Genomic DNA, 13,521 nt, shown 5'->3' with positions numbered 1-13,521 from the left:
TACGGCCTGGAGACGGTCGCGCTTTGATCCGCGCCCGCAACCGCCGCCCGGCTACAGACCGAGGGGCGTCATGCTGCTGAGGGACGCGATCCTTGCAGAAGTTCCGCGACCCACGGGATCGCCTCTGGATACCAGGTGGTGTCGAGGACGAACTCTTGGCCGCGCGCGGCACTTTGGAGGTCAACTCGGTCGCCATCAGGTCGCCAGCGGCTCAGATCGCAGTGGTAGCCCAGCGGAGGTCGAGATCCACCCGGAGCAAGCCAGCCTGGGAGACTCCACAGCGAGCGGTTGCTGCCTTCCTTTGTGAGCCGCAGGCGGTCGTCGTAGCGGGTGAAGTGGCCGGCACCGGCCAGCCCGAGTTCGATCCCGTCTAGGACGAGCTTCTCTCGCGCGACATAGATCGTGTTGCCGCGTCCGCGGGTGTTCGCGACGTGTGGGTGGTAGGCCATCCACACGGGATGCGCACTGCCGTCGACGGGGACGACTTCGTCAATCTGCATCCATCACATCACATGTAAGTCAGGCGCGCCCGGAACGTAGCGGAACCGCCCGGCTGCGGCCGTCACCCGTCGGAACCATCCGAAGAAGAGGAACAGATCTCCAGGCCCAACCCCTTCGCGTGCCAAGACCGACTGAGCAGCGTCGACCTGCCCGAAGATCGGTCGCCAACCGGGTGCGCGTGGATAGGCGGACTCGATCAGGTCCGGGTCAAGATGGGCGAAGTGGCTGGCTCGCGACCTTCCGTTCGTCAGTTCCGATGCGAGCTTGCCGAGGTTCTGACCGGCGATGGTGATGTCCTGGTAGCGGATGGGCGACTGCTTGTCCGGGATGGGCAGGGGCACCAGCGTGCCGTCATCGAGGATGGGGTTGGCGACCTTGCCTGCGCTCGACTCGAACGCCTTGCGGCTCAGGATCAGTTTCATGACTCACGCCAACTCTGGTCGCCAGCTTTCCACTGAGCGGGCGGGCCAAGAACGCCGCCCGGGAGACCAGCAAACCATCCGGTGACGACGTCGACCTGGTCACGGGTGAAGTTGGAGCGGTGGCCGCGCCCAACGGAGAGGAACGCCAGACCCTCCGGCAGGGTCGGCCCGCTGCGCCCCCAGTGGGTGAAGCGCTCGCAGACGAGAACGTGCTCGCCGCCGAGGTCTGTGCGTTTCAGTGTGGCGGCCTCCGACCCGTCGCGGTTGGAGTGGAACGAGTGCAGTTGCCGGAATCCGGCATCGCTGGGCTCGTAGATGTTGTCGCCGACGCGATAGACGATCTGCGGAGAGTCCATGACTGGCCTTCGCACCTGGTACCTCGGGTCGGCCCAGTACTCCTCGAATCCGATCACCTCGGCGACCTGCGTCGCGTAGACGATCCGCTCGCTCCGGCTCGATAGGCCGACGATGATGTCGCCGACGCTGGCAGTCCGACGGATCCGCGGCTTGCAGCAGGCGAGCGTCAGGAGCCCGTGGAACGGGTTCGGCGAGAAGCCGGTGTCGTGAACCACGATGTAGGAGAAGACGCGACTCGCCCGAACCGAATCACCACCCTGCCAGAACGGCTCGTGCTTCGGGGTGAGCGACAGCGGTACGCCATCGCGGCCATTTTCCTTGAGCGCTGGCGCTTCACGATTCAGCGTCGAGAGAACCGGCTCGTCATCCCACCGAGGCCCGCAGTCTGCCGGACGACGACGATCGCTCGGCCGAACGGAAGCAGATGGGGTGGCCAGCCGTGTCGCGGTGTCACGTATCCACGAGCGGCCGCACCCGTCACAGGTGATCTCCCTGCGACCGTCATCGAACGGGCGACCGCCGAGTTCTTCGTCTTCACCGCACTCGGCGCACCGAATCATGGTGGTCATCTCCTCCCGTTCTGTCTGTGACCAAGCCTAGATTGACGGTGCGACATTGTGAGTTCCAACTCGACCCACACCCTCATCTGGGCAGAGGCAGATAACCTGATAGCCGCTGCCGCGCGACACCTCGGCAGAGGGCCTTCACGAGAACGTTTGCATCATTTGTTTACATCGTTCAAGGATTCCCGATGCACACATCTCTGACGGGAGGACAGGCCATGGCGAACCGACTGGCCGAGGCGACGAGTCCGTATCTGCTTCAGCACGCCGAGAACCCCGTCGACTGGTGGCCGTGGTGTGACGACGCGCTGGCCGAGGCGAAACGTCGTGACGTGCCGATCCTTCTGTCGGTGGGCTACGCGGCGTGCCACTGGTGCCACGTCATGGCGCACGAGGTGTTCGAGGACGACGAGGTCGCCGACGCGCTGAACCGCGGGTTCGTCGCGATCAAGGTCGATCGTGAAGAACGTCCCGACATCGACGCCGTCTACATGGCCGCCACCGTGGCGCTCACCGGCCGCGGCGGCTGGCCGATGACGTGTCTGCTCACGCCCGACGGCCAGCCGTTCTTCGCCGCGACGTACATCCCCAAACCCCAGTTCCTCCACCTGCTGGCCAGCGCTGCGGAGGCGTGGAGCGATCGCCGCGCCGAGGTCGAGGAGTCAGCCGACCGGATCGCCGAGGCCCTCCGCGCGCAGGCGTCGGTGCAGACCACTCCCCCGCTCGCCATCGACGATCCGAACGCCGGCACCGCCGGGCCCGCGGCCGAGCTCGTCTCCATGCTCGACTCGGCCGAGGAGCGAGCGGCCTCCGTCTTCGATTGGGAGCGTGGCGGATTCGGCACCGCGCCCAAGTTCCCGCCGTCCATGGTGCTCGCGTGGCTGTTGCGCCACCACGACCGCACGGGCACACGACGCGCGCTCCAGATGGTCGAGTCGACGTGCGAGGCCATGGCCCGCGGGGGCATGTACGACCAGCTCGCCGGCGGCTTCGCGCGCTATTCCACCGATGCCGACTGGGTCGTTCCGCACTTCGAGAAGATGCTGTACGACAACGCGCTGCTGCTCTCGGTCTACGTCGACTGGTTCCGCGCCTCGGGCTCGCCGTTCGCGCGGCGCATCGCGCGCGAGACCGCCGACTTCCTCCTCACCGACCTGCGCACGGCACAAGGCGCGTTCGCGTCCGCTCTCGACGCCGACACGGTGATCGGCGGTCGTAGCGTCGAGGGCGCCACCTACGTGTGGACGCCCGACGAGCTGGCCGAGGTCCTCGGCGAGGAGGACGGTGCCACGGCGGCGCTCCTGCTCGAGGTGACCGCCGCCGGCACGTTCGAGCACGGCTCGTCGGTGCTGCAGCGACGTGTCGACCCGGAGGAGAGCTGGTGGGCATCGGTGCGCCCGCGCCTCCTCGCCGCCCGCGCGAAACGCCCACAGCCCGCGCGCGACGACAAGGTCGTCACCGCGTGGAACGGCCTCGCGATCGCGGCCCTGGCCGACGCAGGCGCGTTCCTCGCCGAGCCGTCATATGTGGCGGCCGCCGCGCGCTGCGCCCACTTCGTCCTCGAGGAACACCTCGTCGACGGCCGTCTGCGCCGCACCTCACGAGACGGGATCGTCGGAGACGCTCTCGCGGTGGCCGAGGATCACGGCGACCTCGCGTTCGGGCTCGTCCGGTTGCACCTCGCCACCGGCGACACGTCGTGGCTGGAGATGGCCGAGGCGATCCTCGACGTCGCCCTCCCCCTCTTTCGCGCCGAGGACGGCGGGTTCTACGACACCGGCAGCGACGCCGAAGAACTCATGCTGCGCCCGCGCAACGACGCCGACACGGCCGAGCCCTGCGGCACCTCCGCGCTGGCCAGAGCGCTCCTCGAGTTCGGTGCGGTGGCCGGGTCCGCTCGTCATCTCGCGGCGGCGAAGGAGGCACTCGACGTCTCGTGCGGCGCCGCGCTGCGCACCCCGGTCTTCGGCGGCTGGTCACTGGCCGCGGCCGAGTGCGCGGTCGACGGTCCGGTGACCGTCGCGATCGTCCACGCCGAGAGCCTGACCGACGCGGGCCACCTCGCGAGAGGCGTGCCGGCCGAAGCGAACACGCTGGTGGAGGTCGCCGCGCGCCACCCACGGACTCTGCTCGCGCACGGCGCCCCGGGCAGCATGCCCCTGCTCGCCGACCGGCCGCTGCGCGACGGGCTCCCGACGGCCTACGTCTGTCGCGGCACGGTCTGCGGACCGCCACTCACCGATCCGAGCGCCCTCGAAGCCGCGCTCGACGCCCAAGCGGACGATCACCCCGCGGGGGCTGATCCGAGGCGCTGACCCTCTGGTCGTCAGCCCTTCGGACGCATCCCGTCCGGCATCCTCACGGCGACCACCCGCCCGGTCGCGACCTCGACGCCGTCGACGGTCACCGAGACGTCGGTGACGACCTTGCGGTCGGTCTGCTCGGCGATCCGCCCGCGGGCGACGAGCGGAGAGCCCTGTGGGGTCGGCTTGCGGAAGTCGACCTGCAGTGAAGCGGTGACGAAACGCGGCGGCGTGCCATCGCCGATCTCGTGCCCGTTCGCCCGGTGCGCCGCGGCCGCGGCCGAACCCGTGCCGTGGCAGTCGACGAGCGAGGCGAGGATCCCGCCGTGGACGTAACCGGGGATCGCCGTGTGCTCCGGCCTCGGCAGGTACTCGGTGACGGTCTCGTCGCCGTCCCAGCGTGTCTTGAGCTGCATGCCGTCGGGGTTGTTCGCCCCGCAGCCGTAGCAGTGGCTGAGCTCCTCGGCGTAGGAGTCCTGGATCGCGGCGCTCATGCGGACCTCTTCTCGGGCTCGATGCGTTCCTCCGGAGGGTAGCCCGGTGGACGAGGCACGAGCCCTCGAACGACGTGACCGCCCGCGGGGTCACGCGCCCCGCGTCACCTCCCCCGCGTGAACACCTCATCGACGGCGGGGATACGGGCGCGGTAGTCGGCGAGGAGTTCGCGTGCGACGGACACGGAGTCGACGAGCGGGTGCAGGGCGAACGCCTCGACCGCCCGATCGACCGACCCCGTGATCGCGGCCTCGATGACGAGCCGGTCGACGGCCTTCATCTGTTGCACGAGCCCGAGCGGGTGACCGGTCAACGGCGGTGTCGGGTGCGGGTGCGGCCCGGTCGCGTCGACGCGACACGGCACCTCGACGACGGCGTCCTGCGGCAGGCACGGGATCGTCGTGCCGTTGCGCACGTTGAGGATGAGTTCAGCGGGCTCGTCGCGGGCGATGGCCGCCATGAGCGCGAGCGCGACCCCCTCGTAGCCTCCGCCCTCGATGTCGTCGTCGTCGCGTTCGTCGTCGGCCCCGCGCGCCTCCTTCATGTACGTCGCGTTGCGTTCGAGGCGCACCCGGTCCCACTCGGCGAGCGCATCGACCGTCTCGTCATTCAACGTCGCGTAGAACGAGGACTGCTGCGCGTCGAGGTACTCCCCTCGCGTCTGCCCGGCGGCGAGGATGCCGGTGACCGCGTCGCGGGTGAAGTAGTAGTAGTACAGGTACTCGTTGGGCAGCATGCCGATCGTCCGCAGCCACTCCGACCCGAACAGTCGGCCCTCCTCCGTGGCGAGCAGCAGTCGGTCGTCGCCGAGCAACTGCGGCAGCCGGTCGACCCCGTCCACCTCGAGCGCCCGCAACCAGCCCAGGTGGTTGAGCCCCACGTAATCGACGCGCGTCCGCTGGGGGTCGAGGCCGAGCAGGCGAACCGCCCGGCGCGCCATGGCGATCGGACTGTCGCAGATACCGACGACCCGTTCCCCGAGCACCCCCGCCATCGCCTCGGTGATCATGCCGGCGGGGTTGGTGAAGTTGATGACCCACGCCCCCGGCGCCACCGCAGCGACCCGCCGAGCGACGTGAAGCGCGACCGGAACGGTACGCAGCCCGAACGAGATTCCACCCGGTCCTACCGTCTCCTGCCCGAGCAATCCGTGGGCGAGCGCCACTCGCTCGTCGGCCGTGCGCGCCTCGAGGCCGCCGGTGCGAATGGCCGAGAACACGAAGTCGACCCCGTCGAGCGCCTCGTCGAGATCGGTCGTCGCCCGGACGACCGGGGCCTGCGCATCGCCGTCGGCCATCGCGTCGAGCACGCGCGTGATCGCGGCCAACCGCGCCTCGTCGACGTCGTGGAGCCGCACTTCGGTGACCCGCCGCTCGGCGGTGTCACCCAGGAGCGCCCGGTAGACCAGTGGCGTGCGAAACCCGCCGCCGCCCAGCATCGCCAGCTTCATCGATCCGTCCCTTTCGTCTCACGCGTCTCGGTAGGAGTCGTGCCGTCTCGACCTGCTCGGTGACCGTCCTGACCGGCACGCTACTGCCCCTCACCGACAACCCCTCGACGGCTCGTCTGGGGCGGGCACGGGATGCGACATCCGTGCACCCCTGATCGCGCTGAGGCACGCGATCTGGGGCGTACAGGCACGACCTCAAGCGTGTCTCGACTCCACCACGTGTCCGAAGGCCGCCCGTGCCGACTGCTCGCCTCGACGGACCGGCGGTCTCGGAAACACCCCGCCGACCACGCCTCGTCTCGCCCCCGGCGTGCGTAGTATCCAGTCACGCCGACGACGAAGGACGCCACCGGGCGCTTCGCGCAGCCACGTCCCGTTCGCCGCCGAGGTCCGTCCGATGTGCAGGAGTCACCATGAGTCGCCCGATCGTTCGTCTCGTCGCCCTCGCCGGGATCAGTGCTCTCGCCGTCGCCGGATGCGCGGCGCCGGGTTCGACATCCGCCCCGCCCAAGGATGCGGCGACCCCGAGCGGTGAGGTGAAGACCGACCCGGCGGCTCTCGGCAACGTGACGCTCACGGTGTGGGACCAGGAGGTGCGCGGCGGTCAGGCGCAGCAGATCACCAAGCTCAACGACGAGTTCCAGAAGAAGTACCCCAACATCAAGATCAAGCGGGTCTCGCGCTCGTTCGACGACCTCAACAAGACGCTCAAGCTCGCGCTCTCCGGCGACACCCCGCCCGACGTCTTCCAGAGCAACAACGGCCGCTCCGACATGGGCACGTTCGTCAAGGGCAACCTCCTGCTCTCTCTCGACCCCTACGCCAAGGCGTACGGCTGGGACCAGCGCTACCCCGAGTCGGTGCGGCAGTACTCGAGCTACACCCCCGACGGCAAGACGTTCGGCAAGGGCAGCCTCTACGGTCTGCCGCAGGTCGGTGAGGTCGTCGGTCTCTACGTCAACACCGCGCACCTGAAGGAGGCCGGTCTCCAGCCCCCGACGACGTGGGCCGAGTTGGAGTCGAGCATGGCCACGCTCAAGACCAAGCGCCCGAACGAGGCACCGCTCGTGCTCGGCAACCTCGACAAGTGGCCAGCCGTCCACGTCTTCGGGCCGATTCAGGCCCAGTACGTCGCCCCCGACACGATCCGTCAGCTCGGCTTCGGCCAGCCCGGCGGCAACTGGGTCACCCCCGAGAACACCAAGGCTGCGCAGACGCTCGTCGACTGGGTCGACAAGGGCTTCCTCGACAACAAGGCCAACGGGCTCGGCTACGACCCGGCCTGGCAGTCGTTCGGTAAGGGCACCGGCACCTACCTCATGGCGGGCACGTGGCTCGCGCCCGACCTGTCCAAGGCGATGAAGGGCGACGTGACCTTCATGCTGCCGCCTCCCTCGTCCGCCGCAGGGGGCAAGCCGGTCTCCACCGGCGGCACCGGCATCCCGTGGGCAATCTCGTCGAAGTCGAAGAACCCCGACGCGGCTGCTGCCTACATCGACTTCATCACGAACAAGGACGCGATGAAGACCCTCGCCGAGACGGGCAACCTGCCGGTCGTCGACACCGCCGCGCAGAAGGCCCCCGACGCTCTCACTCAGGACGTCTTCACCGCGTTCGGCACGATCGTCCAGCAGAACGGTCTCGTCCCCTATCTCGACTACGCCACCCCGACCATGGGCGACACGATCGGCGCGGCGTTGCAGGATCTCATCGCGAAGAAGAACACCCCCGAGCAGTTCTTGCAGACGGTGCAGAAGGACTACGGCGATTACGTCGAGAAGAACGGCTGACATGAGCGAGGCCGCGGACACCGCCGGCACGTCGCGATCGGAGCCCGCCGCGTCACCACGCCGGCGTCGCGGCGGGCCTCCCGGTGAGCCACGAGCCGTGGGTTGGCTGTACGTCTTGCCCGGTCTGCTCGTCTACGGACTGTTCCTGCTCTACCCGCTCGGGCGGGCCGTGCAGATCTCGTTGTACGACTGGGACGGCCTCACCGTCGGCACGTGGGCCGGCCTGCAGAACTACGTCGACCTCGTCGCCGACGCCGAGTTGCGCGGCGCGTTCGTCCACGCGCTCATCCTCATGGTGTTCTTCGCGGCGATCCCGGTCGTGCTCGGGCTCGGCCTCGCCTCGATCCTCAACCGGGCCAAGGTGCGCGGTCTCGGGTTCTTTCGCACGGTGATCTTTCTGCCGCAGGTCGTCGCCATGGTCGTCATCGCCGTCGCGTGGCGGCGCATCTACGACCCGGTGAGCGGGCTGGGGCCGCTTCGGGGATGGCTCGGCAGCTACGACCTCGCGCTGCCGGCGATCGGGCTCATCGGCACGTGGTTCGAGATCGGCCTGGTCACGGTGTTGCTGCTCGCGGGCATGGGACGCATCCCCGGTGAGCTCTACGAGGCCGCCCGCCTCGACGGCGCCGGCGCGTTCCGGGAGTTCTTCGCCGTGACCCTGCCCTCGGTGCGCGGCGAGATCGCGGTCGCACTCACCCTGACCGTCATCGCCGCGCTCAAGACCTTCGACCTCATCTACATGACGACCCAGGGTGGCCCGGGCACCTCGACGCTCGTGCCCTCCTACGCGGTGTACGACCGCGCGTTCCAGATCGGCGAGGTCGGCTCGGCGGCAGCGATCGGCGTGGCCCTCACCGTGCTCATCTTCGCGATCACGTTCGTCATCAACCGGATCGGCGATCGGAGCACGGCATGAGGGTCTCCCCCGCCGAGAAGATCGCCAACTACGTCGTTCTCATCGCGTTCGCGATCTTCGCCCTCTACCCGATCCTCACCGTCGTCGCCGCGGCGCTCGGCACCCCCGACACCGGTGAGCAGACGACGAGCATCCTCGGCGTGCATCCCGGCAACTTCGCCGAGGCCTGGCGCATCGGGCACTTCGGCACGTACCTGCGCACGAGCCTGCTCGTCTCGGTCATCGTCGTCGCGGTCAGCGTCGTGCTGTCGGTCCTCGCCGGCTACGCCCTCGGCTCGATCCGCTTTCCCGGCTCCGAACTCGTGCTCTACCTCTTCCTGCTCGGGATGATGATGCCGAACGAGGCCGTCGTCGTGCCGCTCTACTTCGACCTGCGCGACCTGCACCTCACCGACACCCTGTGGGCCGTCGTCCTCCCGCAGATCGCCCAGTCGGTGGCGTTCGGCAGCTACTGGATGCGCACGTACTTCCGCTCCTCCTCCCGCGCCGTCGTCGAGGCCGCCCGTCTCGACGGGGCCGGTCACTGGCGCACGTTGTGGCTCATTCTCGTGCCGCTCGCCCGGCCCGCGATCGTCACGCTCACCGTGCTCACGTTCATGTGGACGTGGAACGAGTTCCTCATCCCGCTCGTCATGGTCACCGCCGAGGGGCTGCGCACCGCCCCGCTCGGGCTCGCGTTCTTCCAGGGCCAGTACACGCAGGGCTTCACCCTCCTCGCCGCGGGCGCGTGCATCGTCGCCACGCCGGTCGTCGTGCTCTACGTGTTCCTCCAGCGTCACTTCATCGCCGGCATGCTCGAAGGAGCCGTGCGTGAGTAGGTGACGATCCCCCTTCGCGAAAGGACACCGCCATGCCACGACGCACGTTGCTGCGCGCGGGCACCACGCTCGCCGCGGCCGCCGCGCTCGGTCTCGCCCCCGCCCTCGCCCACACGACCGGTGCCGCCAGTGCCGACGGTGCCGCGGGACGCCGCCCGACCGCTGCCCCACCGGACGCGACGACTTCGTCGGGCAGACCCGTCGACCTCGGTGCGCTCTACATCGGCGCCCACCCCGACGACGAGGCCTGGACGCTGTCGACCATCGGCCAGTGGGGACAGCGCAACGGGCTCGAGACCGGCGTCGTCACGGTCACCCGTGGGGAGGGCGGCGGCAACGCCGTCGGCCCGGAGGAGGGTCCGGCGCTCGGGCTGCTGCGTGAGAGGGAGGAACGTGCCGCGGTGGGCCGGGCCGGCATCACGAACATCTACAACCTCGACGAGGTCGACTTCTTCTACACGGTCTCCGAGCCGCTGACGCGCCAGACCTGGGGCCACGACAGAACCCTCGCCAAGATCGTGCGGGTCATCCGTGAGACGCGTCCCGAGATCCTCGTGACGATGAACCCGGCCCCCTCGCCGGGCAACCACGGCAATCACCAGGAGGCGGCACGCCTCGCGATCGAGGCGTACGAGGCCGCGGGCGACCCGAAGCGATTCCCCGAGCAGATCACCAAGGAGGGGCTGCGGCCCTGGGCACCGGCCAAGGTGTTCCGCAGCGGCTACGACGGCACGTCGGTGAACGGCCCGGAGTGCGCCGCGAAGATCACCCCGAAGGACCCGTCGAGCACCGTCTACGGCGTGTGGTCGGGGGCGAAGGCGCCCGACGGAAAGACGTGGGCGGAGATCGAGCGCGCGGCCCAGCGGCAGTACGCCTCGCAGGGCTGGGCGGGGTTCCCCGACGTGCCGGCCGACCCGAACCAGCTCGGCTGCGACTTCTTCACCCAGGTCGCCTCGCGGGTGCCGTTCGCGGCGATGGGCACCAAGGAGGCCGCCGACCCCGCGGCGGCGCTGCAGGGTGCGACCGTGCGTGCGTCGGGCGGGCTGCCGCTCGGCACGCGACTCGAGGCCTCGACGGCGAGCATCGACGTCCTCCCCGGCAAGGCGTTCACGACGACCGTGCGTCTCACGGCTCCGCCACGCGCCACGCTGCGACGCGCCCGGGCCTCCCTCACCGTGCCGTCGGGGTGGAAGGCCGGACGGATCGACTTCGGCACAGTGCGTCCCGGACGGACGGTCACCCGCACGGTCACCGTCACTCCGGACGTGTCGGCCAAGGCCGGCACCCGCGTCAAGGTGGGGGTCGACGTCGCCGCCGCCGAGGGTCGTGGACACACGGAGACGGTGGTCGCGGTCACCGCTCCCGTCACGGCCCACCAGCAATTCCTGCCGCAGGTCGCGCAGTTCGAGAACTGGGTGCGCGAGGCCGGCCTTCCCGAGCTCAGCGGCATCGTCACCCCCGTGACCGTCGTCCCGTCCGGGCGGTCCGCAAGCGTGCCGGTCGTCGTCACCAATCACTCGGCCTCGACGCAGTCCGGCACGGTGACGCCCGCCGCGCCGGCCGGGTTCACTGTCGAACCGGCGAGCCGGTCGTACACCGCGCTCGCCCCCGGGGCCTCGACGACCCTGCAGTTCACCGTCGAGAACACCGACACGAGCCTCAAGACGTCGAACCAGGGCGGCACCCCCGGCGGCGCACCGGGCGACTATCGGTGGACGATCGCGACGACGAGCGGCGGAGCCACGTCCCAGGACACCGGCGCGCTCGAACTCGTCCCCTCGACGACGATTCCGCGAGCGGCCACGGCACCCGCCGTCGACGGAAAGGTGAGCAACGGGGAGTATCCGGCTGCCACCCTCGACCTGTCCCGCGTGTGGGAGGGCGAGCCCTGCACCTCGGCCGCGGACTGCTCGGCCACCGCGAACGTCACCTGGCGCGACGACACCCTCTATGTCGCCGTCACCGTCAAGGACGACGTGCTCGGAACCAAGCTCGACTCGAACGACTGCAAGCGTCACTGGCGCACCGACGCCGTCGAGCTCGCGTTCGACCCCCGCGGCACCTCGGAGAACACCTCGACGACGTTCAAGGCGTTCATCCTCCCGGTCACGGCTCAGGGCGGGGCGTGCTTCGGCCGCGACGCCGACAACCGCCAGGGCGGTGCGGAGACCGCGCCGGGAATGAAGGTCGCCTCGACCGTGACGAACGGCGGCTACACCGTCGAGACGTCGATCCCCATGGCCGACCTGCCCGGCGCGATCGACCCGGCGCACCTCGGCATGAACCTGTTCGTCTACGACTCCGACACCCAGGACAAGACGGGCCAGACCCGCATCGGCTGGTCCACCTGGGGCGGCGTCCAGGGCGACCCGTACCGCTGGGGTGTGGCCACGGTCCAGGGGTACACGCCTCCGGCCGGACGCCCGACGACGCCGCCGAAGCCGGTCATGCCGCTCACGGCGCTGAAGTCGGTGGACTCCCCGCCGAGCATCGAGCAATCGGTGCGCGACAACGTCCCGCTGGCGGGTGGGCCCGCCTCCGATCGCCGTTCGTCGGGCTGGCTCACGCGGGCGCAGGTCGCCCGGGGCAGCGGACAGGGCGTCGTCCGGGTGACCGGAACGACGACCGGTCGCGCACGCACCGGCGCCGCTCACGTGTTCGTCGTCGACGCCTCGGGGATCGCCGGCCGGGCGGTCGTGCCCGCTCCGCGCCTCCGGGGATCGGTGAACATTCCGCTCACCCGTGCGCTCGAGGGTGAGGCACGAGCCGTCGCCGCCTGGGACGACGGCCGAGGCACCCTCTCCTCCGCCGTCCCGATCCGCCGCTGATCCCGATCCCCACCCCACGCCGAGACAGCCGTCGATTCCACCCTCCGGGGCCTGACCCTCGCTCGAACAGGCACTTTCACCCCACGCACGCAGAAAAAGCCGCTCGAACAGGCACTTTCACCCGCCCCCATGGCGCACACCGAGGTGAAAGCGCCTGTCTGAGCGCATCATGGCGGAGTGGAATCGACGGCTGCCTCGGCGCGAACTCCCGGGCGGCCCCGAGCACCCCAGGGACCTCCGCGCTCGCACGAACAGGCACTTTCACTCGCTGCCACATGCAAGAAGGCGCTCGAACAGGCACTTTCATCCGCCTCCATGGCTCGCACGAGGGTGAAAGCGCCTGTCCGAGCGCGCGTCACGACGGAGAGGCCGGAATCGACGGCTGCCTCGGCGCGAACTCCCAGACGGCCCCGAGCACCCGAGGGACCTCCGTCCCCGCTCGAACAGGCACTTTCACTCGCTGCCACATGCAAGAAAGCCGCTCGAACAGGCACTTTCATCCGCGCACGGGGGTGAAAGTGCCTGTTCGAGCGCATCACGGTGTGAGTGCCTAGGGTGTGGGCATGGCTCGTCTGCTCGTCGTGCATCACTCCCCGTCGCGGTCGATGACCGCCCTCACCGAGGCCGTCCTCGCGGGCGCGAGCGACGACGCGATCGAGGGCGTCGAGGTCGTCGACCGCCCCGCGCTCGAGACGACGGCCGACGACGTGCTCGCCGCGGATGGGGTGCTGCTCGGAACGCCCGCGAACTTCGGTTACATGTCGGGTGCGCTCAAGCACTTCTTCGATTCGACGTTCCTGCAGGTCGGCGGTTCACTGGCCGACGACGGCGGCGCGGCGGAGGGCGGCAGCGCCGAGCGCACGATCCCCTTCGGGCTCTACGTGCACGGCCGGTACGACACGACGGGAGCCGTGCGGGCCGTCATGTCGATCACCGGTGCGTTGCCGTGGCGGCAGGCCGCCGAGGTGCTCGACGTGCTCGGCGACATCTCCGACGACGACCGGGAAGGCGCCTACGAACTCGGGGGCACTCTCGCTGCCCTGCTCATGGACTGAGACAACGAGGACCGAGGCTGCGA

Annotated in this window: 9 protein-coding genes and 1 pseudogene; 6 read left to right on the top strand and 4 right to left on the bottom strand. The window is 69.6% G+C overall.

The window, feature by feature from the left end:
• Positions 1-68 precede the first annotated feature (68 nt).
• A pseudogene (locus BN1197_RS17785) lies at positions 69-923 on the bottom strand (Nmad3 family putative nucleotide modification protein).
• A complete protein-coding gene (locus BN1197_RS17090) occupies positions 920-1,849 on the bottom strand; it encodes an Nmad2 family putative nucleotide modification protein (RefSeq protein WP_141397255.1) in 930 nt (309 codons plus the stop codon). The pseudogene BN1197_RS17785 and the gene BN1197_RS17090 overlap by 4 nt, the downstream one beginning before the upstream one ends.
• Before the next feature lie 212 nt (positions 1,850-2,061).
• On the opposite strand from BN1197_RS17090, the gene BN1197_RS09125 reads away from it, so the two are divergent.
• Complete coding sequence (locus BN1197_RS09125) at positions 2,062-4,158, top strand: thioredoxin domain-containing protein (RefSeq protein ID WP_040158590.1); 2,097 nt, start codon at positions 2,062-2,064, stop codon at positions 4,156-4,158.
• Positions 4,159-4,169: 11 nt separating this feature from the next.
• Here BN1197_RS09125 and BN1197_RS09120 read toward each other — a convergent pair whose 3' ends face one another.
• Together BN1197_RS09120 and BN1197_RS09115 are read right to left on the bottom strand one after the other, a co-directional pair.
• A complete protein-coding gene (locus BN1197_RS09120) occupies positions 4,170-4,640 on the bottom strand; it encodes a PaaI family thioesterase (protein WP_040158588.1) in 471 nt (156 codons plus the stop codon).
• Between the two features lie 104 nt (positions 4,641-4,744).
• Positions 4,745-6,091, bottom strand: a complete 1,347-nt coding sequence (locus BN1197_RS09115) for a 6-phospho-beta-glucosidase (RefSeq protein ID WP_040158586.1) — start codon at positions 6,089-6,091, stop codon at positions 4,745-4,747.
• 413 nt (positions 6,092-6,504) lie between these two features.
• On the opposite strand from BN1197_RS09115, the gene BN1197_RS09110 reads away from it, so the two are divergent.
• From BN1197_RS09110 to BN1197_RS09090, 5 genes are all read left to right on the top strand, one after another.
• Entirely contained in the window at positions 6,505-7,881 is a 1,377-nt protein-coding gene (locus tag BN1197_RS09110; protein ID WP_040158584.1) for an ABC transporter substrate-binding protein, read from the top strand.
• Between the two features lie 97 nt (positions 7,882-7,978).
• Positions 7,979-8,797, top strand: a complete 819-nt coding sequence (locus BN1197_RS09105; RefSeq protein ID WP_040158940.1) for a carbohydrate ABC transporter permease — start codon at positions 7,979-7,981, stop codon at positions 8,795-8,797.
• Entirely contained in the window at positions 8,794-9,615 is an 822-nt protein-coding gene (locus BN1197_RS09100; protein WP_040158582.1) for a carbohydrate ABC transporter permease, read from the top strand. Before BN1197_RS09105 ends, BN1197_RS09100 begins: the two co-directional genes overlap by 4 nt.
• Before the next feature lie 32 nt (positions 9,616-9,647).
• Positions 9,648-12,443, top strand: a complete 2,796-nt coding sequence (locus tag BN1197_RS09095; RefSeq protein ID WP_040158580.1) for a sugar-binding protein — start codon at positions 9,648-9,650, stop codon at positions 12,441-12,443.
• 563 nt (positions 12,444-13,006) lie between these two features.
• Complete coding sequence (locus BN1197_RS09090) at positions 13,007-13,498, top strand: flavodoxin family protein (protein ID WP_040158577.1); 492 nt, start codon at positions 13,007-13,009, stop codon at positions 13,496-13,498.
• The last annotated feature ends 23 nt before the right edge of the window (positions 13,499-13,521 follow it).

Source organism: Mobilicoccus massiliensis (assembly GCF_000826525.2).
GTDB lineage: Bacteria > Actinomycetota > Actinomycetes > Actinomycetales > Dermatophilaceae > Mobilicoccus > Mobilicoccus massiliensis.
Note: the sequence above shows the minus strand (reverse complement) of the source record. Positions and strands in the feature narration are given on the sequence as shown.

Coding starts and splice junctions, on each gene's coding strand:
- BN1197_RS09120 (WP_040158588.1), bottom strand. CDS start 4,640: ATGAGCGCCGCGATCCAGGACTCCTACGCCGAGGAGCTCAGCCACTGC.
- BN1197_RS09090 (WP_040158577.1), top strand. CDS start 13,007: ATGGCTCGTCTGCTCGTCGTGCATCACTCCCCGTCGCGGTCGATGACC.
- BN1197_RS17090 (WP_141397255.1), bottom strand. CDS start 1,849: ATGACCACCATGATTCGGTGCGCCGAGTGCGGTGAAGACGAAGAACTC.
- BN1197_RS09095 (WP_040158580.1), top strand. CDS start 9,648: ATGCCACGACGCACGTTGCTGCGCGCGGGCACCACGCTCGCCGCGGCC.
- BN1197_RS09125 (WP_040158590.1), top strand. CDS start 2,062: ATGGCGAACCGACTGGCCGAGGCGACGAGTCCGTATCTGCTTCAGCAC.
- BN1197_RS09115 (WP_040158586.1), bottom strand. CDS start 6,091: ATGAAGCTGGCGATGCTGGGCGGCGGCGGGTTTCGCACGCCACTGGTC.
- BN1197_RS09100 (WP_040158582.1), top strand. CDS start 8,794: ATGAGGGTCTCCCCCGCCGAGAAGATCGCCAACTACGTCGTTCTCATC.
- BN1197_RS09110 (WP_040158584.1), top strand. CDS start 6,505: ATGAGTCGCCCGATCGTTCGTCTCGTCGCCCTCGCCGGGATCAGTGCT.